Annotated in this window: 19 protein-coding genes; 12 read left to right on the top strand and 7 right to left on the bottom strand. The window is 62.7% G+C overall.

Features of this window, described 5'->3' with window-relative positions; all coding sequences use genetic code 11:
- The first annotated feature begins 20 nt into the window (after nt 1–20).
- The 5 genes from aauR to C4K39_RS23490 all read left to right on the top strand — a co-directional run bounded on the left by aauR (nt 21) and on the right by C4K39_RS23490 (nt 3533).
- Nucleotides 21–1298 carry a two-component response regulator AauR gene (gene aauR, locus C4K39_RS23510; protein WP_241110199.1) on the top strand — a complete coding sequence of 426 codons (1278 nt, stop codon included), beginning with the start codon at nt 21–23 and terminating at the stop codon, nt 1296–1298.
- A gap of 27 nt (nt 1299–1325) precedes the next feature.
- Nucleotides 1326–1655, top strand: coding sequence for a GlpM family protein (locus C4K39_RS23505; RefSeq protein WP_178083990.1), 330 nt, complete (start codon nt 1326–1328; stop codon nt 1653–1655).
- A gap of 146 nt (nt 1656–1801) precedes the next feature.
- The gene (locus C4K39_RS23500; protein ID WP_124347527.1) at nt 1802–2722 is read left to right on the top strand and encodes an arginase family protein; all 921 of its coding nucleotides are present in this window, start codon (nt 1802–1804) and stop codon (nt 2720–2722) included.
- Entirely contained in the window at nt 2719–3093 is a 375-nt protein-coding gene (locus C4K39_RS23495; protein ID WP_068584962.1) for a DMT family transporter, read from the top strand. Before C4K39_RS23500 ends, C4K39_RS23495 begins: the two co-directional genes overlap by 4 nt.
- Before the next feature lie 32 nt (nt 3094–3125).
- The gene (locus C4K39_RS23490; protein ID WP_068584958.1) at nt 3126–3533 is read left to right on the top strand and encodes an EamA family transporter; all 408 of its coding nucleotides are present in this window, start codon (nt 3126–3128) and stop codon (nt 3531–3533) included.
- Nucleotides 3534–3692: 159 nt separating this feature from the next.
- On the opposite strand, the gene C4K39_RS23485 is transcribed toward C4K39_RS23490, so the two are convergent.
- Nucleotides 3693–4556 (bottom strand): fatty acid desaturase family protein, encoded by an 864-nt coding sequence (locus C4K39_RS23485; protein ID WP_068584955.1) that lies wholly within the window; start codon nt 4554–4556, stop codon nt 3693–3695.
- A 147-nt stretch (nt 4557–4703) separates the two neighbouring features.
- Entirely contained in the window at nt 4704–5474 is a 771-nt protein-coding gene (locus C4K39_RS23480; RefSeq protein ID WP_068584952.1) for a MipA/OmpV family protein, read from the bottom strand.
- Nucleotides 5475–5702: 228 nt separating this feature from the next.
- On the opposite strand from C4K39_RS23480, the gene C4K39_RS23475 reads away from it, so the two are divergent.
- Genes C4K39_RS23475 through C4K39_RS23450 form a run of 6 tightly spaced genes read left to right on the top strand, consistent with a single transcriptional unit; the run spans nt 5703 to nt 12952 of the window.
- On the top strand, nt 5703–6398 hold the full coding sequence (locus tag C4K39_RS23475) for an HAD-IB family phosphatase (RefSeq protein WP_068584949.1): 696 nt from the start codon (nt 5703–5705) through the stop codon (nt 6396–6398).
- Nucleotides 6391–7785 (top strand): aspartate aminotransferase family protein, encoded by a 1395-nt coding sequence (locus C4K39_RS23470; protein ID WP_068584947.1) that lies wholly within the window; start codon nt 6391–6393, stop codon nt 7783–7785. The genes C4K39_RS23475 and C4K39_RS23470 overlap by 8 nt, the downstream gene beginning before the upstream one ends.
- A complete protein-coding gene (locus C4K39_RS23465; RefSeq protein WP_068584944.1) occupies nt 7782–8648 on the top strand; it encodes an alpha/beta hydrolase in 867 nt (288 codons plus the stop codon). The genes C4K39_RS23470 and C4K39_RS23465 overlap by 4 nt, the downstream gene beginning before the upstream one ends.
- A gap of 14 nt (nt 8649–8662) precedes the next feature.
- Nucleotides 8663–9790 carry a GNAT family N-acetyltransferase gene (locus C4K39_RS23460; RefSeq protein WP_124347526.1) on the top strand — a complete coding sequence of 376 codons (1128 nt, stop codon included), beginning with the start codon at nt 8663–8665 and terminating at the stop codon, nt 9788–9790.
- Nucleotides 9787–11565 (top strand): sensor histidine kinase, encoded by a 1779-nt coding sequence (locus tag C4K39_RS23455; RefSeq protein WP_124347525.1) that lies wholly within the window; start codon nt 9787–9789, stop codon nt 11563–11565. Before C4K39_RS23460 ends, C4K39_RS23455 begins: the two co-directional genes overlap by 4 nt.
- Nucleotides 11555–12952: a sigma-54-dependent transcriptional regulator gene (locus tag C4K39_RS23450; protein ID WP_124347524.1), complete on the top strand. Its 1398-nt coding sequence runs from the start codon at nt 11555–11557 to the stop codon at nt 12950–12952. The genes C4K39_RS23455 and C4K39_RS23450 overlap by 11 nt, the downstream gene beginning before the upstream one ends.
- Nucleotides 12953–13002: 50 nt before the next feature.
- On the opposite strand, the gene C4K39_RS23445 is transcribed toward C4K39_RS23450, so the two are convergent.
- On the bottom strand, nt 13003–14037 hold the full coding sequence (locus C4K39_RS23445) for an alpha/beta fold hydrolase (RefSeq protein WP_068584932.1): 1035 nt from the start codon (nt 14035–14037) through the stop codon (nt 13003–13005).
- A 243-nt stretch (nt 14038–14280) separates the two neighbouring features.
- Here C4K39_RS23445 and metR point away from each other — a divergent pair, with 243 nt between their 5' ends.
- Complete coding sequence (gene metR, locus C4K39_RS23440; protein WP_068584929.1) at nt 14281–15198, top strand: transcriptional regulator MetR; 918 nt, start codon at nt 14281–14283, stop codon at nt 15196–15198.
- 24 nt (nt 15199–15222) lie between these two features.
- Here metR and C4K39_RS23435 read toward each other — a convergent pair whose 3' ends face one another.
- Genes C4K39_RS23435 through C4K39_RS23420 form a run of 4 tightly spaced genes read right to left on the bottom strand, consistent with a single transcriptional unit; the run spans nt 15223 to nt 17212 of the window.
- On the bottom strand, nt 15223–15732 hold the full coding sequence (locus C4K39_RS23435) for a GNAT family N-acetyltransferase (RefSeq protein WP_068584925.1): 510 nt from the start codon (nt 15730–15732) through the stop codon (nt 15223–15225).
- A gap of 2 nt (nt 15733–15734) precedes the next feature.
- Nucleotides 15735–16100, bottom strand: a complete 366-nt coding sequence (locus C4K39_RS23430; protein WP_068584922.1) for a nuclear transport factor 2 family protein — start codon at nt 16098–16100, stop codon at nt 15735–15737.
- A gap of 16 nt (nt 16101–16116) precedes the next feature.
- Entirely contained in the window at nt 16117–16755 is a 639-nt protein-coding gene (locus C4K39_RS23425) for a LysE family translocator (RefSeq protein WP_068584919.1), read from the bottom strand.
- 22 nt (nt 16756–16777) lie between these two features.
- Nucleotides 16778–17212, bottom strand: a complete 435-nt coding sequence (locus C4K39_RS23420) for an NUDIX hydrolase (RefSeq protein ID WP_068584916.1) — start codon at nt 17210–17212, stop codon at nt 16778–16780.
- Between the last annotated feature and the right edge of the window lie 36 nt (nt 17213–17248).

Genomic DNA, 17248 nt, shown 5'->3' with positions numbered 1-17248 from the left:
TCGAAGACGACCCCCATGTCCTGCTGGGTTGCCAACAGGCCCTGGCACTGGAAGACATCCCCTGCATCGGCGTGGGCAGTGCCGAAGACGCCCTGGTCCAGGTCGGTGAAAACTTCCCCGGTATCGTGATCAGCGATATTCGCCTTCCAGGCATCGACGGCCTGGAACTGCTGACCCGCCTCAAGGCCCGTGATCGCAGCCTGCCGGTGGTCCTGATCACTGGGCACGGCGATATTTCCATGGCCGTCGGCGCGATGCAGAAAGGTGCCTACGACTTCATGGAGAAGCCCTTTTCCCCCGAGCGCCTGGTGGACGTGGCCCGCCGCGCCCTGGAGCAACGGGGCCTGGCCCGGGAGGTGAGCTCGCTGCGGCGCCAGCTGGCCGAGCGCAACTCCCTGGAGGGCCGGATCATCGGTCGCTCGCCAGCCATGCAGAACTTGCGGGAGCTGATCGCCAACGTCGCCGATACCTCGGCCAACGTGCTGATCGAGGGCGAGACAGGTACCGGCAAGGAGCTGGTCGCGCGTTGCCTGCACGACTTCAGCCGGCGCCAGCAGCAGCAATTCGTCGCCCTGAACTGCGGCGGCTTGCCGGAAAACCTCTTCGAGAGCGAAATCTTCGGGCATGAAGCCAATGCCTTCACCGGCGCCGGCAAGCGACGGATCGGCAAGATCGAGCATGCGCACCAGGGCACCCTGTTCCTCGATGAAGTGGAAAGCATGCCCATCAACCTGCAGATCAAGCTGCTGCGGGTCTTGCAGGAACGCACTCTGGAGCGCCTCGGCTCGAACCAGAGCGTCGCCGTGGACTGCCGGGTCATCGCGGCCACCAAGTCGGACCTGGACGAACTGAGCCGGGCCAAGGAGTTTCGCAGCGACCTCTACTACCGCCTCAACGTGGTAACCCTGGAGCTGCCTCCCCTGCGCGAGCGGCGCGAGGATATCCTGCAATTGTTCGAACACTTCCTGCAGCAATCGTCCCTGCGTTTCGACCGAGCGCCACCGGAGCTGGACAACCAGACCCTGTCGAGCCTGATGAGCCATGACTGGCCGGGCAACGTGCGAGAGCTGCGCAATGTCGCCGAGCGCTTCGCCCTGGGCCTGCCGGCCTTCAAGAAAGCAGGCGGCAACAGCGGCCAGGGGCTGGGCTTTGCCGAGGCCGTGGAAGCCTTTGAACGCAACCTGTTGAACGATGCCTTGCAACGCAGCGGCGGTAACCTCAGCCAGGCCAGCCAGGAGCTGGGCATGGCCAAGACCACGCTGTTCGACAAGGTCAAGAAGTACGGCCTGAGCCACTGACCCAAGGCGCACAAACACATGGATCTATTGTTGAAGGCCGCCCTCGGGGCGGCGGTAGTGGTGATCCTGGCAGCCCTGGCCAAGACCCGGAACTACTACATCGCCGGCCTGGTGCCGCTGTTCCCGACCTTCGCCCTGATTGCCCACTACATCGTCGGCAAGGGCCGTTCGATCGACGACCTGAAGACCACCATCCTGTTCGGCATGTGGTCGATCATTCCCTATTTCGTCTACCTGGCGACCCTGTATGTCATGGTCGACCGCTTGCGCCTGGAGGCCTCACTGGCCGTCGCCGCCGTGGCCTGGTTGATCGCCGCCAGCATCCTGGTCAGCGTCTGGGTCCGGCTCCACGCCTGAGGCCTCCCTGGCCGAAGACCCAGCCGCCCGGCTCGGCCAGACAAGCCTGGCCCGACCCTTGCATTTACCCGGCAAAGCCCGCCCAGCCTGCGCTCCAGCTTGATTGCGCAGTTTTCTGGGGGGCGCTGCCATGGGTAAATTGCACCTTGAACATTCTAGATCTCGACCACAGCCTGACCGCCCAGGAGCCGATCATCCGGCGCCTGAACAGCGGCCAGGCCCGGCGCATCGACCTGCTGGACCTGGGCCCCAAGTTGCGGCTCTGGTCCACCGAGCGAACCTATCGCCACTTCACCGAGCGCCTGGGCCAACGGCCACGGCACAGCGGTTCCAAACCGGAAATCTTCTTCGTCGGCTCCGGTGACTACCACCACCTGACTCCGGCCTTTCTCGGCAACCTGGCGGAGCCGGTGAGCCTGATCCATTTCGACAACCATCCGGACTGGGTGCGCTTCGCCCCGCGCCGGCATTGCGGCTCCTGGGTCAACCGGGCACTGCAGCTGGCGAACATCCAACGTATCGTCACCCTCGGCCCCTGCAGCGAAGACCTGCACAATCCACAGCTGCGCGGCGGCAACCTCGGCGCCCTGAAGCACGGCAAGCTGCAATTGTTTCCCTGGCAACACGAACCCTCCAGGGTCTGGGGCCAGGTCGGCGACGGTGCCGGGCACCAGCAACAGGACAAGCACCTGCACTGGCAAAACCTGGCACAGGTGGACTGGCCGGCGTTTCTTCAAGGGCTGATCGACAGCCTGCCCACCGAGGCGGTCTGGATCACCATCGACAAGGACGTGCTGGCCAGCGAGGACGCCGCCACCAACTGGGACCAGGGTGGCATGCGCCTGACCCACCTGCTGCAGGCGATACGGACCCTGGCGGCACGCAAGCGGATCCTGGGCATCGACGTTTGTGGCGAATTCGCCAAGCCAGCCTTCAGCAACGCCTTCAAGCGCTGGGAAGCCAAGTCCGACCAACCACCGGCCGAACGCTGGAGCCAGGAAGACCTGCTACGCAATTCAGTGACCAATGAAGCCTTGATTTCGCTGTTCGAGGAGCTGTTCCCATGACGTTTGTCGTTGTGCTGCTGGTGGCCTTTTCCATCCTCCTGGATGTAATCGGCCAGCTGTGTTTCAAACTGGGCCTGGACCGCCTGCCGGAGCTGGAGGGAGGCTTCCGCCTGAACGCCTTCTGGGGCCAGGTATTCAACGCCCCGCTGTTGTGGTGCGGGGTAGGCGCCTATGCCGTGGAATTCTTCGTCTGGCTGGAGGCTCTGTCCCGGGCCCCGCTGAGCCTGCTGTTCCCGGCAGCGGCCCTGGGCTACTGCGGAGTGGTACTGGCGGGCAAGCTGGTACTGGGAGAAACCGTCAGTCGTCGGCGCTGGCTCGGCACCCTGGTCATCACCGCTGGCGTGATGCTGGTTTGCATCGCCAGCACCTGAGCCTCCCATCAACGCATACAAGGAAACGCTTCATGAGTTCGAACCACGCTAATGACTGGTTGCATGGGCGCCTGGGTACCCTGGTGCTCTGGTTCCTGTTGATCAGTTTCGAGGGCGCCGGCCAGATCGCCACCAAGGTCGGTGGCGACCAACTGGGCCAGATGGACTTCAGCCTGCAATGGCTGGCAGCCGTGGTGGCCAACCCCGGAGTGCTGACCGCGATTGCCTGCTATATCGGCGCGTTCTTCGTCTGGATGTTGATCCTGCGGCGCAGCAGCCTGTCCCTGGCCTTTCCCCTGAGCGCACTGGTGTACGTGGTGGTCCTGCTGGGATCGTGGCTGGTGCTGAACGAGCAGATCAACCCGCTGCACTGGCTCGGGGTCTTCGTGATCATGGGCGGGATCGCCCTGCTGGCCGAGGGCGAAGGCGAAGCGGCCTGAAGACAGGGTCTTCGGCAACTTCAGCCTTGGGCAGCAGCTACAGGATCAGCTTCGTGTAGCCGCTGCCGCCAGGCTGCGACAAGGTCCGCAGGACCTTCGGCGATTTCGCCTCCTGCGCCCGCTGCTCGGTCGTGCACAGCCTTGGGCAGCGGCTACAGGTTACCGACGGTGGGACACCAAAAAGCCCAGCCCGTGGGACACCGGGATCACTTTCACCCCCGCCGCACGCTGTTCCTCGCGAATCTGGCGATGGAAGGCCTTGACCTTGGTCCAGTGCATTTTCGGCCGGTAGTGGTGCTCGGCGTGGTAGCCGTTGTTCATCCAGATCAGGTTGTACAGCGGGCTATAGGAGCTCACGCCCCAGGCAATCGGCAGGTCCGGGTTACCGCCCAGGTGCTCGTAGTAGCCGTTGAGGGACGACAGCGACTGGCCCAGGTACCAGAACGGCAGCAGCACCAGCACCGCGTGCCAGTCGAAGAACGCCAGCGCCAGGTAGAACGCGACCGTCACGGCGATCTCCACTTTCACCCAGCGCGCATCGTCCGGGCGCTTGCGCTGCATTTCCTGGTAGATCTCCTTGGGGTCGTCGCGAAAGAAGCTCAGGAAGGTGTAGGCCCAGGGGTTGTCCGGCTGGCCATCCTTGCCATGCAGGTAGATCGACAGCGGATCGATGGTCTTGCCATGGGCGTCCGGCAGGTCGGAATTGCCCCGGTGATGGCGATTGTGGATATCGCGATACAGGGTCTGGGAGAAGCCGATGGTGACCGACAACAACAGGTCGAAGGCCCGGTTCATCCAGGCCGGAGTGAAATAGGCGTTGTGGATCTGGTTATGGGAAATACTGTTGATGCTCCACGACAGGCTGACCGCATACAGCAGCGCCGACGGGATGATGACCCACCAGGACAAGGCATGGAAATCCAGGGTCAGCCACAGGACAAAGGCGAAATGCGCCAGGGCCATGACGATCGGAATCAGGTCCCAGAGGGAATAGGCGAGTAAACGGTAGGCAGGTCGGGCCATGAAGAACTTCCTGAGAAATTGAGTTCGCGGCAGTTACTGCAAAGGCCAGACCAGTTTTACCCATCGTTATCGGTAATGTCCCCGATCGCTGCCGCGACAGACCCCCTCAGGGCCTGCCAGGCTCCGCGGCAGCAGTTCGAAAGGACGTCAGAACTTGTAGCTGATGGCGGTCTGCACCTGCCCCTGGTTGACCTCGCCCTTGTCACGCACGATGGTGCTGTTGGCCGCCGAGTTGACCAGGCGGATCCAGCTGGCACTGGCCACCAGCGACCAGTTGTTGCCCAGGGGCACCTGGATGTTCTGGGTCAGTGTGAAGTTCTGCAGGCCGCCACCGGCGTGATAGCGCTCGATGCCGGAAGCCAGGAACTCCTTGGTGCTGACACCGAAGAAGGTCTGGTTCTGCCGGGCGTCGGCAAAATGCAGGGTCAGGTTGTTGCTACCGATGATCCCCATGCCCAACGGGTAGCCGATCTCGCCACCGATCTTGCCCAGCATGCCGCCTTGGCCACCGCCGCCCCCGACGGCCTGGCCCACCGAAGCGAACACCCGCCAGAAATCGTCCGGGGCATATTGGATGAAGCCACCCACGTCGGCCATGTCGGGCACGTCCCGCAAGCCACGCAGCGAGCCGTCGGCGTTACGCCCCTGCAGGTAATTGATGTAGGGGCCCATGCTCACGCCATTGCTCTTGAAGGCATCCCAGGTCAGGCCATCGTCACCGCTCAGGCTGACATCCCCCCAATCCAGGTCCAGGTACGGCAATGGGGTGGTGTCATAGCGGCTGCCCGTGGGGTCATGGGGCTGGTAGCCGATACCCAATCCCAGTTCGCCGGTGATGCCGGAGTCGCCCCAGGCGCTGCAGGCCAGGCCCAGCGACAGCAGTCCGGCGAGCAGGGATGAAGGGAATAGCCTTGGCATGAATGAGTTTCCTTGTCTGAACATGCGCGCATCAATCACCAGAGCCCCCCTCGGGCGCAAGCACTGATGTTGTTTGTAGGGAGCTACAAAAATTGTAGCTAGAAAGCTACAAAACACCTCTCCCCTTGGTTAGAGCCCCAGCCCTGCTGGGTTTTCCGTACTTGGCACAGTCCCTGCTGTACCCCTGCCGCAAGCGTAAACAGCGCTCTATTCAACAGGTAACAACAGATGATGCACTGGCATATCGTATGTGACTTCGACGGGACCATCTCCCGCGCCGACGTGATCGATAACGTCCTCCAACGCTTCGCCGACCCCAGCTGGGAGAGCATCGAGCAGGAGTGGCTGGACGGGCACATTGGATCCCGAGAATGCCTCAGCCGCCAACTGGCCCTGGTCAAGGCCTCGCCCGCCGAACTGCTGGGCTACTTCGACAGTGTCGAAATCGACCCCGACTTCCCTGACTTCGTCGATCACGTGATCGGCCTGGGCGCCTCCATCGAAGTGGTCAGCGATGGCATCGAGCAAGGCATCGCCCGCATCCTGGCACGCAACTACGTGACCCTGCTGCCGATCCTCGCCAATCGCCTGCGCCAGGTCGATCACAACAGCTGGCGCATCGATTTCCCTTATGCCAGCGACGCCTGCCGTGCCGCCTCCGGCAACTGCAAATGCAAATCCACCCCGCGCGGCAAGCGTGTGCTGGTGATTGGCGATGGCCAGTCGGACATGTGCGTGGCCTCCACTGCCGACTTCGTCTTCGCCAAGGGCCGCCTGGCCGAGTACTGCGAGCGCAACGCCATTCCCTACGCGCGGTTCGACTCCTTTGCCGAACTGCCGGCACTGCTGGCCAAACTGCCACGCAACGCGGCCAACGCCACTAATTTCTCTATTGAAACCCAGGAACTCTTCCACCATGTCTGATATCCGCATCGCTACCGCAGAAGACCAGATTCTTCTGGAAAAAGAAGCCAAGTACTGCTCCTACGGCGATACCGTTCACTACATCGAACCCCCGCGCATCTTCAGCCGCTGCGAAGGCTCCTACGTCTGGGATACCGAAGACCAGGCCTACCTCGACCTGCAGATGTGGTACTCGGCGGTGAACTTCGGCTACGCCAACCCGCGCCTGAACAACGCCCTGAAGCAACAGATCGACACCCTGCCGCAGATCGCCAGCCAGTACCTGCACAAAGGCAAGATCGAGCTGTCGGAAATGATCGCGGTCGACGCCAAGAAGAAGTTCGGCCTCGACGGTCGCGTGCACTTCAACGTCGGCGGTTCGCAGTCCGTCGAGGACTCGCTGAAAGTCGTGCGTAACGCCAGCAACGGCAAGAGCCTGATGTTCGCCTTCGAAGGCGGCTACCACGGTCGTACCCTGGGCGCTTCGTCCATCACTTCCAGCTACCGCTACCGTCGCCGCTACGGCCACTTCGGCGAGCGCGCGCAGTTCATTCCATTCCCGTACCACTTCCGTGGCCCGAAAGGCATGACCAAGGAAGAGTACGGCAGCCACTGCGTGAAGCAGTTCGCCCGCCTGTTCGAAACCGAATACAACGGTGTCTGGGACCCGAAAGTCGGCCAGAGCGAATACGCCGCCTTCTACGCCGAGCCGATCCAGGGCACCGGCGGCTACGTGATCCCGCCGATGAACTTCTACCGCGAGCTCAAGCAAGTGCTGGATCAGCACGGCATCCTGCTGGTGGTCGACGAAATCCAGATGGGCTTCTACCGTACCGGCAAGCTGTGGTCGATCGAGCACTTCGACGTCCAGCCTGACGTGATCGTGTTCGGCAAGGCACTGACCAACGGCCTGAACCCGCTGGGCGGTATCTGGGCTCGCGAGGAGCTGATCAACCCAGGCGTGTTCCCGCCAGGTTCGACCCACTCCACCTTCGCCTCCAACCCACTGGGCACCGCCGTGGGCCTGGAAATGTTCAAGATGACCAGCGAGATCGACTACGGCGCGATGGTCATGGAGAAGGGCAAGTACTTCCTCGAAGGCCTCAAGGACCTGCAGAAGCGCTACCCGATCATCGGCGACGTCGACGGCCTGGGCCTGGCCCTGCGCTGCGAGATCTGCACCACCGACGGCTTCACCCCGGACAAGGCGACCCTGGACTACATGGTCGAGGAAGGCATGAAGGGCGACATCGAGATCGACGGTCAGCGCCTGGGCCTGATCCTCGACGTGGGCGGCTACTACAAGAACGTGATCACCCTGGCACCATCGCTGGAAATCAGCTACGCGGAAATCGACCTGGGTATCGCCCTGCTGGACCGCCTGCTGGATCGGGCCATGAAGCGATGAGCATGGCTGAGATCGATCTGGGCGAAGGCGACGCCGGCTTCGTTCTCGGCACGGGTCAGGTCGGGATCTTGTTGATCCACGGCCTGACCGGCACCCCGACGGAACTCCGTCGGGTGGCCCAGGGCCTGGCCAAGGATGGTACGTGCACCGTGTACGTACCGACCCTGCCCGGGCACTGCGGGGACAACAGCGACCTGCAGGCCACGGGCTGGCAGGACTGGTACGAAGGCGTGCGCAAGACCTTTGCCGCCATGCAACAGCGCCACGAGCAGGTGTTCGTCGGCGGCCTGTCCATGGGCGCGGTGATGTCGATGTACCTGGCATCCGAGCACCCAGGGCGGATCAGTGGCTTGCTGATGTATTCCACCACCCTCAAGTACGACGGCTGGAGCATCAACAAACTGGCATTCCTTACCCCGTTGCTGATGAAGATCCCGTTCGGCGTGCATATCTGCCGTTTCGAAGAAAAGCCGCCCTATGGCATCAAGAACGAGCGCCTGCGGGCCATCGTCGAGAAGCAGATGAAGGCCGGCGCCAGCAGCGATGCCGGGCTCCTGACCATGGAGGGCGTGACCGTGCGCGAACTGCACCGGATGAACGCCGTGGTCAAGAAACGCATGCCGTCGATCATGACGCCCGCACTGGTGCTGCACTCCAGCGAAGACGACATCACCAGCACCTGGAATGCCGACTACGTGGAACGCAAGCTCGGCGGCCCGGTGACCAAGATCCTCCTCGACAACTGCTATCACATGATCACCGTGGACCTGCAATACCAGCGCGTGATCGAACTGAGCGTGGATTTCATCCAGCAGCGAGTGGTCGCCCCCGCCGTACGCGAAGACTACCGACAGCTGGCGTGACTTAAGGAAGAGACGTGATTACCGCCCAAGCCTTCTCAACCATACAGGCCATCGATCGCAGTGCCTGGAATGACTGTTTTCCAGGGGCCCTGGAGGATTGGGACTATTACCTGGCCGTGGAAAAAGCCGCCATCGTCGATTTCAATTGGCGCTACCTGGCGGTCTATGAAGGTTCGACCCTGGTGGCCGTGGCTCCGGCCTTCACCACCCAGTATCGACTGGACACCACGGTCTCCGGCCTGGCCAAGCGCATGACCGAACGCCTTGAACGGCATTGGCCGGGTGTCTTGCAACTGCGCCTGTACGCCATCGGTTCGCCGGTGGCCGAACAGTGCAACGCCGGCACCGCCAGCCACGTTCCCAGCGAACGCCGCCAAGCCCTGCTGGAGGAGCTGCTGAAACTGGCCCGGGCCGATGCCGACAGCTTCGGTATCGGCCTGATGGCGGTCAAGGATGCCCCCAGCAGCGATCAGCAATGGGCCGCCAGTTGTCTGGCCGCAGGCCTGCAGGCCATGCCGAGCCTGCCTTCGGCGCTGCTGCCGATCCCCTTCGCCTCGGTCGATGCCTACCTGGGCACCCTCGGCAAGTCGACCCGCAAGGACTTGCGCCGCAAGCTCCGGGCGCCGGGGCCACGCATCGAGTGGCGCCAGCAGATCGATGACGTGTTGCCGGACATCATGCGTTTATACGAAGCGACCCTGAACCGCAGCGACCTGCAGTTCGAGCGCCTGCCGGCGGAGTACTTCACCGGCATCCTCGAACAGTTGGGAGAGCGGGCCGCCTGTGTCTTGTACTGGGTCGGCGATCAACTAGTGGCTTTCAACCTGGTGCTGGTCGACCAGAACCGCTTGATCGACAAGTTCTTCGCCCATGACCTCAATGTCACCCGGGAGCACAACCTGTACTTTCGCAGCTGGCTGGCCAATGTCGACTACTGCATCCAGCAGCGGATCTCCCTGTATGAGTGCGGCCAGGCCGGTTATGCCAGCAAGCTTCGCCTGGGCTGTCGCTTCACCGGTAACATGCTGTTCTTCCGCCACCGCAATCCGATGCTCAATGCACTGCTCAAAGTGATAAAACGCTTTGTCCGTCCGGATCGCTCCGACCCCGCCATGGCCGCTGCAATAAGCGAAAGTACATGACCAGAAAAGATCGTCGTCCTCCCCGCCCCTTCGCCATCTCCCGCTGGAGCCTGCAGCGCAAGCTGGTGTTGGCGTTCTGGCTGGTCAGCGTGATCCCCACCATGATCGCCGCCGAGCTGGCGGCCACCACGTTGTCGGAGATTTTCGACAGCAACGTGCGTATCTGGCTGCAGGAATCCACCAAGATCGTCGAGGACGAGATCACTGAAATCCTGCGTGACAACGCCAGGATTGCCCAACTGTTCCTGCGCTATACCCGGCCCCCAGGGGAGCGTAACGCCAACAAGCACGACAAGCTCACCGCCGACATTGCCAACTCCATGGGCATCGACGTGGTGGCACTGATTCGCAAGAGCGACCACAAGGTCATGTTCACCACTGCCGCCGACGATGTGGTCGGCCAGATCAGCACTGCCTCCAATGCCGTCCTGCAGACGATCCAGGTCGGCGGGGCCGCCACCGGGGCGGTGGTCTCGACCTTCCAGACCAACCTCGATGGCGTCGACTATCAGCTGTTGATCGCCACCTACCTGGATGCCAGCTTCCTCACCAGCGTGGCCGACGTGCACTCCCTGGACCTGCGCCTGTACCTGGCCAAGGCCGACGACTTCTCGGAAATCTTCGCCACCCAGCGCTTCGAGGACCACCCGCCGCGGGTGCCGCACAAGATCGAGGACATCCTGCGCACCACCCGCCAGCCCACCGAACAGTTCACCAATCGCTACAGCGGACTGTACCGGCCGATCTTCAACGACAGCGGCGACCTGGTCGGGGTGATCTTCAGCGGCCTGCTGCGCCACAGCAGCCTGGTGGGCCTGGTCAACCAGAGCAACCTGTTCATCCTGATCTTCCTCCTCAGCTCGGCGGCCTCGTTGTGCGTCGGCTGGCTGGTGTCGCAACGCCTGACTCGCCCGCTGCGGGGCCTGTCCACCGGGGTACGGGCCGTGATTGCCGGCGACTATCGGCAGCGGGTTCCAGTTATCGGTGGCGACGAACTGGCCGAACTGAGCAGTACTTTCAACCACATGACCGAGCGCCTGGGTGAACTGCAACACCTGGAGTCACAACTGCGTCGCCGCGACCGCCTGCACGCCCTGGGCGAGGTGGCCATGGGCCTGGCCCATGAGATTCGCAACCCGCTGGGCATCATCAAGACCGCCACCCAACTGCTGCACCGCCGGGTCGACCTGCCGGAGAACGACAAGCGTCACCTGGAGTACGTGATCAGCGAAGTCAGCCGGATCAACGACCTGATCACCGAGTTCCTCGATTTCGCCAAGCCCAGCACGCCGATTCGTGCCACCCAGCCGGCTCGGACCCTGGTGGAGGAGCTCCTGGGTTTCTGCGGCCCGGAACTGGCCACCCACAATATCGATGCCCGGATCGAGGACCAGGCCCCCGGGGCAACGATCCACGCCGATGCCCGGCAGCTCAAGCAGGCCTGCCTGAACCTGATCCTCAACGCCATCGACGCCATGCCCGAAGGCGGCCGCCTGACCCTGGGCATCGCCCAGGAGGATGATGAAACCGTCATCAGCGTCAGCGATACTGGCCAGGGCATCGAACCGGACATGCTGGAACGTATCTTCACCCCGTTCGTCACCACCAAGGCCTCGGGTACCGGCCTGGGCCTGGCCAAGGTCTTCTCTATCTTGGAAAGCCATGACGGGCGTATCGAGTGCGTCAGCGAAAAGGATGCCGGAGCCACCTTCAGCCTGTACATTCCGGCCAACGGTGAAGAAGACGAGGACGACGAGGACAGCGATGACGCATAACCTGTTGGTGGTCGACGACGAACCCAAGCTCTGTGACCTCTTGTCCTCGGCCCTGGGCCAGAACGGCATCCAGGTATTCACCGCAAGCAACGGCCTGCATGCCCTCAAGGTGCTGGAACAGGAAGAGATCGACCTGGTGATCAGCGACTGGCGCATGCCCGGCATGGACGGCCCGCAGTTGCTGGGGGAGATCAAGCAGCGCTACCCGCAATTGCCGGTGATCGTGATGACCGCCTACAGCACGGTGAAGAATGCCGTGCAGTCCATGCGCAACGGCGCCTACGACTACATCGCCAAGCCCTTCGACATCGACGAGCTGGATATCACCGTCAGCAAGGCCCTGCAGTTTCGCGACATCCTCAAAGACAACCAGCGCATGCGCGCCGAGCTTGAAGAACACCAGCAGATCGACAGCCTGGTGGGCGATAGCCCAGCCTTCCGCCGGGTCCTGCAAGCGGTGGACTCGGTGCGCGAGAGCAACGCCACCATTCTCCTCACCGGCGAGAGCGGAACCGGCAAGGAGATGGTCGCCCGGGCCATCCACAAGCATGGCAATCGCGCCAGCAAGCCCTTCGTCGCGGTCAATTGCGCCGCCATTCCAGAAGGTTTGCTGGAGAGCGAGATGTTCGGCCATCGCAAAGGCGCGTTCACCGGCGCCGTGGCCGACCGGGTCGGGCGTTTCCAGCAGGCCGACAAGGGCACGCTGTTTCTCGATGAAGTGGGCGACATGCCCCTGGCCCTGCAAGCCAAGATCCTGCGAGCCCTGCAAGAACGGGTGATCGAGCCGGTAGGCGATCCCCGGGAACGCAAGGTCGATGTGCGGGTGATTGCCGCCACCAACAAGAACCTGCTGGAGGCCGTGGCCAACAAGGAGTTTCGCGAGGACCTCTACTATCGCCTCAATGTGTTCCCCATCCCATTGCCGGCGCTGCGCGAGCGGGTCGAGGACATCGCCCTGCTGGCCAGGCACTTCGCCCACAGCCTGGGGGCCACCGCTGGCAAGCGTATCAACGGTTTCAGTCCCCAGGCCCTGCAAGCCATGGCCAGCTATGCCTGGCCAGGCAATATCCGTGAACTGCAAAACTGCGTGGAGCGCGCCACGATCGTTGCCACCGGCCACACCATCGAGGAAAGCGACCTGCCCGGCTACCTGTTCGATACACGTCCCCAGGACACCGAAGGCAGTGCCGCCATCAGCGTCGGCCCGCAAGTGCCCAGCGACCTGGATGCCGCCCTGGCGGAAGTGGAGAAAGCCTACATTCTCGCCGCCCTGCACCAGAGCAATGGCGTCCAGGCCGCAGCCGCCCAGATGATCGGCATTTCCGAGCGCAGCTTCTGGTATCGCCTGAAAAAGCTGGGCATCCAGGTGGACAAGATCGTTCGCTGACGCGAACAGCGACAAGCTGCAAGCGAAAATCTATCCGCTTGAGGCTTGGCTCAGAGCATGCGACCCACTTCCAGCGGCTCGATCTGCGCCCAGTGCGAAGTATCTTCGCGATGGCTCTGCAGGTACGGCAGCACCGCCGCCAGCAACGGAGCCTTGAAGGCTTCCTGGAAACGATGGGCCAGCCCCGGGATCAGCTTCAACTGGCTGCCTTGGATATGCGCCGCCAAGTGCACTCCGTGCATCACCGGCAACAGTGGATCGGCGGTACCGTGGACCACCAGGGTCGGCACCCGCAGTTGCTTGAGCATGGCCACCCGGCTCGGCTCGGCAAGGATCGCCATGATCTGGCGCTTGACCCCCTCGGGGTTGAATGCCCGGTCATAGGCCAGCGCAGCCTGGTGCAGCAAGACCTGCCGGTCATCCCTCACCTTCGGGCTACCCAGGGCGGCCAAGAGATCGGCCTGCTGCTCCAGGGCCGCCTCCCGGTTGGGTGCATTGCGCCGCGACAGCAATTGCACCAGGGCGGCATTCGGCGCCGGCAGGCCCTCGGCACCGGAGCTGGTCATCACCAGGGTCAGGCTTTCGATCCGTTGCGGGGCCATTGCCGCCAAGTGCTGGGCAATCATCCCGCCCATGCTTGCCCCCAGCACATGGAACTGCTCCACGTGCAGGGCATCCATCAGCCCCAGGGCATCCTCGGCCATGTTGGTCAGGGTATAGGGCGCAGCCACCGGCAGGCCGAGCTTGTAGCGCAGCACCTCGAGCGTCAGGTTGGCGCTGGCCGGTGCCTGGCGCCAGGTGGACAAACCGACATCGCGATTGTCATAGCGAATCACCCGGAAACCCTGCTGGCACAGGGCGACGACCACCTCGTCCGGCCAATGGATCAACTGCCCACCCAGCCCCATGACCAAGAGCAACGCCGGATCGGAGGCACGACCGATGCTCTGGTAGGCCAGGCTTACCTGTGGCAGCTCGACCCGCTGGGTCGGTACATCGACATCGCAACGCGAGGCCGCAAAAGAAAACTGGCCGGGCAATAGCCCGGCCAGCAAGAAAATAATCGAGAGAAATCTTGCCCGCATGGAAAACACCGAAACGCAGAACCCCAGTAGAGCGCGAGTCTGATGAACTTCGATGATTCGCGCTGCCACAGTTGCGTGACAGTTTGATGAAGATTGCCCAGCGGTCATGCCCTCTCCGGTCCGTCAGCCGCCCATGAGGGAAAAATCCCCGGGCGAGGCCAGGCCCCTGGTCGACAGCTGTTCCTGCATGAGACAAACTCAACCTTTTGCTCCCGATCACAAAATTCATTCATGGAGTTCCTGGTGCTCGAGATCCGTCACCTGAAGACCCTGCACGCCTTGCGCGAAGCCGACAGCCTGGTAGAAGCCGCCGAACGCCTGCACCTGACCCAATCCGCTCTCTCGCACCAGTTCAAGGAGCTGGAGGAACGCCTGGGCATGCCACTGTTCGTGCGCAAGACCAAGCCCGTGCGCTTTACCAGTGCCGGGCTGCGCCTGCTGCAACTGGCAGATGCCACCCTGCCACTGCTGCGGGGCGCCGAGCGCGACCTTTCGCGGCTGGCAGGCGGCACCGCCGGCCGCCTGCACATGGCGATCGAGTGCCATAGCTGCTTCCAGTGGCTGATGCCGACCATCGACCAGTTCCGCGACGCCTGGCCCGAGGTAGAGCTGGACCTGGCCTCAGGCTTTTCCTTTGCCCCATTGCCGGCCCTGGCCCGTGGCGATCTGGACCTGGTAGTGACGTCCGATCCCGTGGACCTGGCCGGCATCACCTATGTGCCGCTGTTCACCTACGAGGCCATGCTCGCGGTGGCCAACCAGCACGCACTGGCCAGCAAGCCCTACATAGTCCCGCAGGACCTGCAAAGTGAAACCCTGATCACCTACCCGGTGGAACGGGATCGCCTGGACATCTTCACCCGCTTCCTGGAACCGGCCGACATCGAACCGGCGCAGGTACGCACCTCGGAATTGACAGTGATGATGATGCAACTGGTGGCCAGCGGCCGAGGAGTGTGCGGCATGCCTCATTGGGCCTTGCATGAGTACAGCTCAAGAGGCTACGTGAAGGCCAAGCGACTGGGGGAAAAGGGCCTGTTCGCCACCCTGTATGCGGCGGTTCGCAGCGACATGCTGGACGCGCCCTACATGCGGGATTTCCTGCTGACCGCCAAGGACACCTCGTTCTCCACCCTCGATGGCGTCAGTGCCGTCCGTTGAGCCGACTTGGCTGGCGCTGAAGCCTCAGGACTCGAGCGACAACTCGCGCCACATGTGGATCTTGTCGAAGTAGTCGTCCCCGACCCGAACGGCCTGGGGCTCAAGGCCGTATTGGACAAAGCCACAACGCTCGTACAAGGACAATGCAGCGTCATTGCCTGCGGTCACGGTCAGTTGTACCAGGCGCAGTCCTTCGTACTCCCCAGCCTCGGCCAGCAGGTCCTGGACCAATCGGTAGCCCAGGCCGCTATTGCGCTGTCCAGCGGTGACATACAGGCCAAAGAGGGTCGCCTTGTGCCTGGCCTTCTCGCGAAGTTCGAAGGCCAGGCCGACGATCCCCAGCAGCCGCCCTTCGCAGAACGCCCCCAGGAGCACGTCCAGCTCACCATCCAGGCGAGCGGCCCACCAGGCCAGGGGCAGCTTTTCCCGTTCGCGGACGCTGGAGGTGAACGCCTGCGGATGGCGCTCATAGGCTTCGAGCATCAAGGCCCGGTATTGCTCGACATCATCAGGGGTCAGGCGTTGGATCTGCATGTTCAATCGAGGGTCTTTTGTCCGGTAATGAATGAGGCGGACTTTATCTTGCCATCCTGCACTTCATAGATGGCTACGGTTTCCAGGGTTCCGGTGCCATCGCTAAAGGTGCGGCTGATCAGCTCATGATCAATGACCACATTGCCCATCACCGAGCGCTGGAGCAGCCGGGCGTGCAGGTTGGGCTCCTGGAAGCGCAGTTGCGCCCGAGCCCGGATCTCTTCATGACCACGGGCCAGCAAGGTCGCCGGATGCTCGTATTGCCGGGCATCCCTGGCATAGGTCGCCAGCCAGGCCTCCAGGTCCTTGCGGTTATAGGCTTGCAGTTGCTCCTCGACCACGGTCTCGGGGCTGGAAAACTCTGTCATGGCACTACTCCAGTGTTCAGTTGGCACGACGTTGTTCGAACATCAAGCGCACCGCCAATCCTGCCAGCACGAAACCCATGAAATAACGCTGGGCCGACAACCAGGTCGGATTGCTGGCGAACCAGGAGGCGATACCGGCGGCGAACAGGGCGATCAGCAGGTTCACCGAGAAACTCACGCTGATCTGGGTCAGACCGAGGATGATGCTCTGGGTGAATACCGAACCGTATTCGGGATGGATGAACTGCGGGAAGATCGACAGGTAGAACACGGCGATCTTGGGATTCAGGGCACTGGTCAGAAAGCCCATGGTCATCAGCTTGCGCGGCGAATCGGCCGGCAGTTGCTGGGCCTCGAAGGGCGACCGGGCACCGGGCTTGAGCGCCTGCCAGGCCAGCCATAGCAAGTACAGGGCACCTGCCCACTTGAGGACTTCATAAGCCATGGGCACCGCCATGAACACGGCCGTGAGCCCCAGGGAAGCGGCCATCAGGTGGACGAAGAACCCAGCCACCACCCCCAGCAACGATGTAACCCCGGCCTTGCGGCCCTGGCAGATCGAACGGGAAATCAGGTAGATCATGTTCGGCCCTGGAGTCAGCACCATCAGCAGGGAGGCGGCGACGAAAATCAGGTAGTCGTGCAGTGGAATCATGGCAGTCCTTGGCTATGGGGCCTCAGGCTGGAGATGCCTGGGCCTGGCGATAGAACGGCAAGATCAGATCCCTTGTCAATGGGGCCAGGAACAAACCACCATCGCCGGCCGGATCGATCCAGCGCACCTCCTCGATCTCGGCTGCAGGGGTCACCGGGGTGTCGATATGGATCAGGAATACCTCGGCCTGCACCACGAACCCCGGCTCATTGGCCGCCGGTGCCGAGAATTGTTGCAGGTAGCGGGCCTGGGCCGGGTCGATACGCAAGCCCAGCTCCTCTTCCAACTCACGAGCCAGGGCATGAACCGGCTGCTCGCCAGCCTCGATCTTGCCACCAGGTTGCATGAAGGCCTGGGTACCGCGCTTGCGCACCAGCAGGGTGTGGCCGTCGGCGCCGATCAGCAGTGCCGCAGCGATGCGAATAAGGGAGGGAGCAGCAGAGGAAGATGCAGGCATGGGAATACGAAGACCTTGGAAACGAAGGCGCAAGGA

Source organism: Pseudomonas sessilinigenes (genome assembly GCF_003850565.1).
GTDB classification, from domain to species: domain Bacteria; phylum Pseudomonadota; class Gammaproteobacteria; order Pseudomonadales; family Pseudomonadaceae; genus Aquipseudomonas; species Aquipseudomonas sessilinigenes.
The sequence above is the reverse complement of the archived record's forward strand: the minus strand, read 5'-3'. Positions and strand labels throughout refer to the sequence as shown.

Coding starts and splice junctions, on each gene's coding strand:
- C4K39_RS23455 (WP_124347525.1), top strand. CDS start 9,787: ATGACCAGAAAAGATCGTCGTCCTCCCCGCCCCTTCGCCATCTCCCGC.
- C4K39_RS23425 (WP_068584919.1), bottom strand. CDS start 16,755: ATGATTCCACTGCACGACTACCTGATTTTCGTCGCCGCCTCCCTGCTG.
- C4K39_RS23435 (WP_068584925.1), bottom strand. CDS start 15,732: ATGCAGATCCAACGCCTGACCCCTGATGATGTCGAGCAATACCGGGCC.
- C4K39_RS23445 (WP_068584932.1), bottom strand. CDS start 14,037: ATGCGGGCAAGATTTCTCTCGATTATTTTCTTGCTGGCCGGGCTATTG.
- C4K39_RS23470 (WP_068584947.1), top strand. CDS start 6,391: ATGTCTGATATCCGCATCGCTACCGCAGAAGACCAGATTCTTCTGGAA.
- C4K39_RS23420 (WP_068584916.1), bottom strand. CDS start 17,212: ATGCCTGCATCTTCCTCTGCTGCTCCCTCCCTTATTCGCATCGCTGCG.
- C4K39_RS23450 (WP_124347524.1), top strand. CDS start 11,555: ATGACGCATAACCTGTTGGTGGTCGACGACGAACCCAAGCTCTGTGAC.
- C4K39_RS23495 (WP_068584962.1), top strand. CDS start 2,719: ATGACGTTTGTCGTTGTGCTGCTGGTGGCCTTTTCCATCCTCCTGGAT.
- C4K39_RS23490 (WP_068584958.1), top strand. CDS start 3,126: ATGAGTTCGAACCACGCTAATGACTGGTTGCATGGGCGCCTGGGTACC.
- C4K39_RS23480 (WP_068584952.1), bottom strand. CDS start 5,474: ATGCCAAGGCTATTCCCTTCATCCCTGCTCGCCGGACTGCTGTCGCTG.
- C4K39_RS23465 (WP_068584944.1), top strand. CDS start 7,782: ATGAGCATGGCTGAGATCGATCTGGGCGAAGGCGACGCCGGCTTCGTT.
- C4K39_RS23485 (WP_068584955.1), bottom strand. CDS start 4,556: ATGGCCCGACCTGCCTACCGTTTACTCGCCTATTCCCTCTGGGACCTG.
- C4K39_RS23430 (WP_068584922.1), bottom strand. CDS start 16,100: ATGACAGAGTTTTCCAGCCCCGAGACCGTGGTCGAGGAGCAACTGCAA.
- C4K39_RS23475 (WP_068584949.1), top strand. CDS start 5,703: ATGATGCACTGGCATATCGTATGTGACTTCGACGGGACCATCTCCCGC.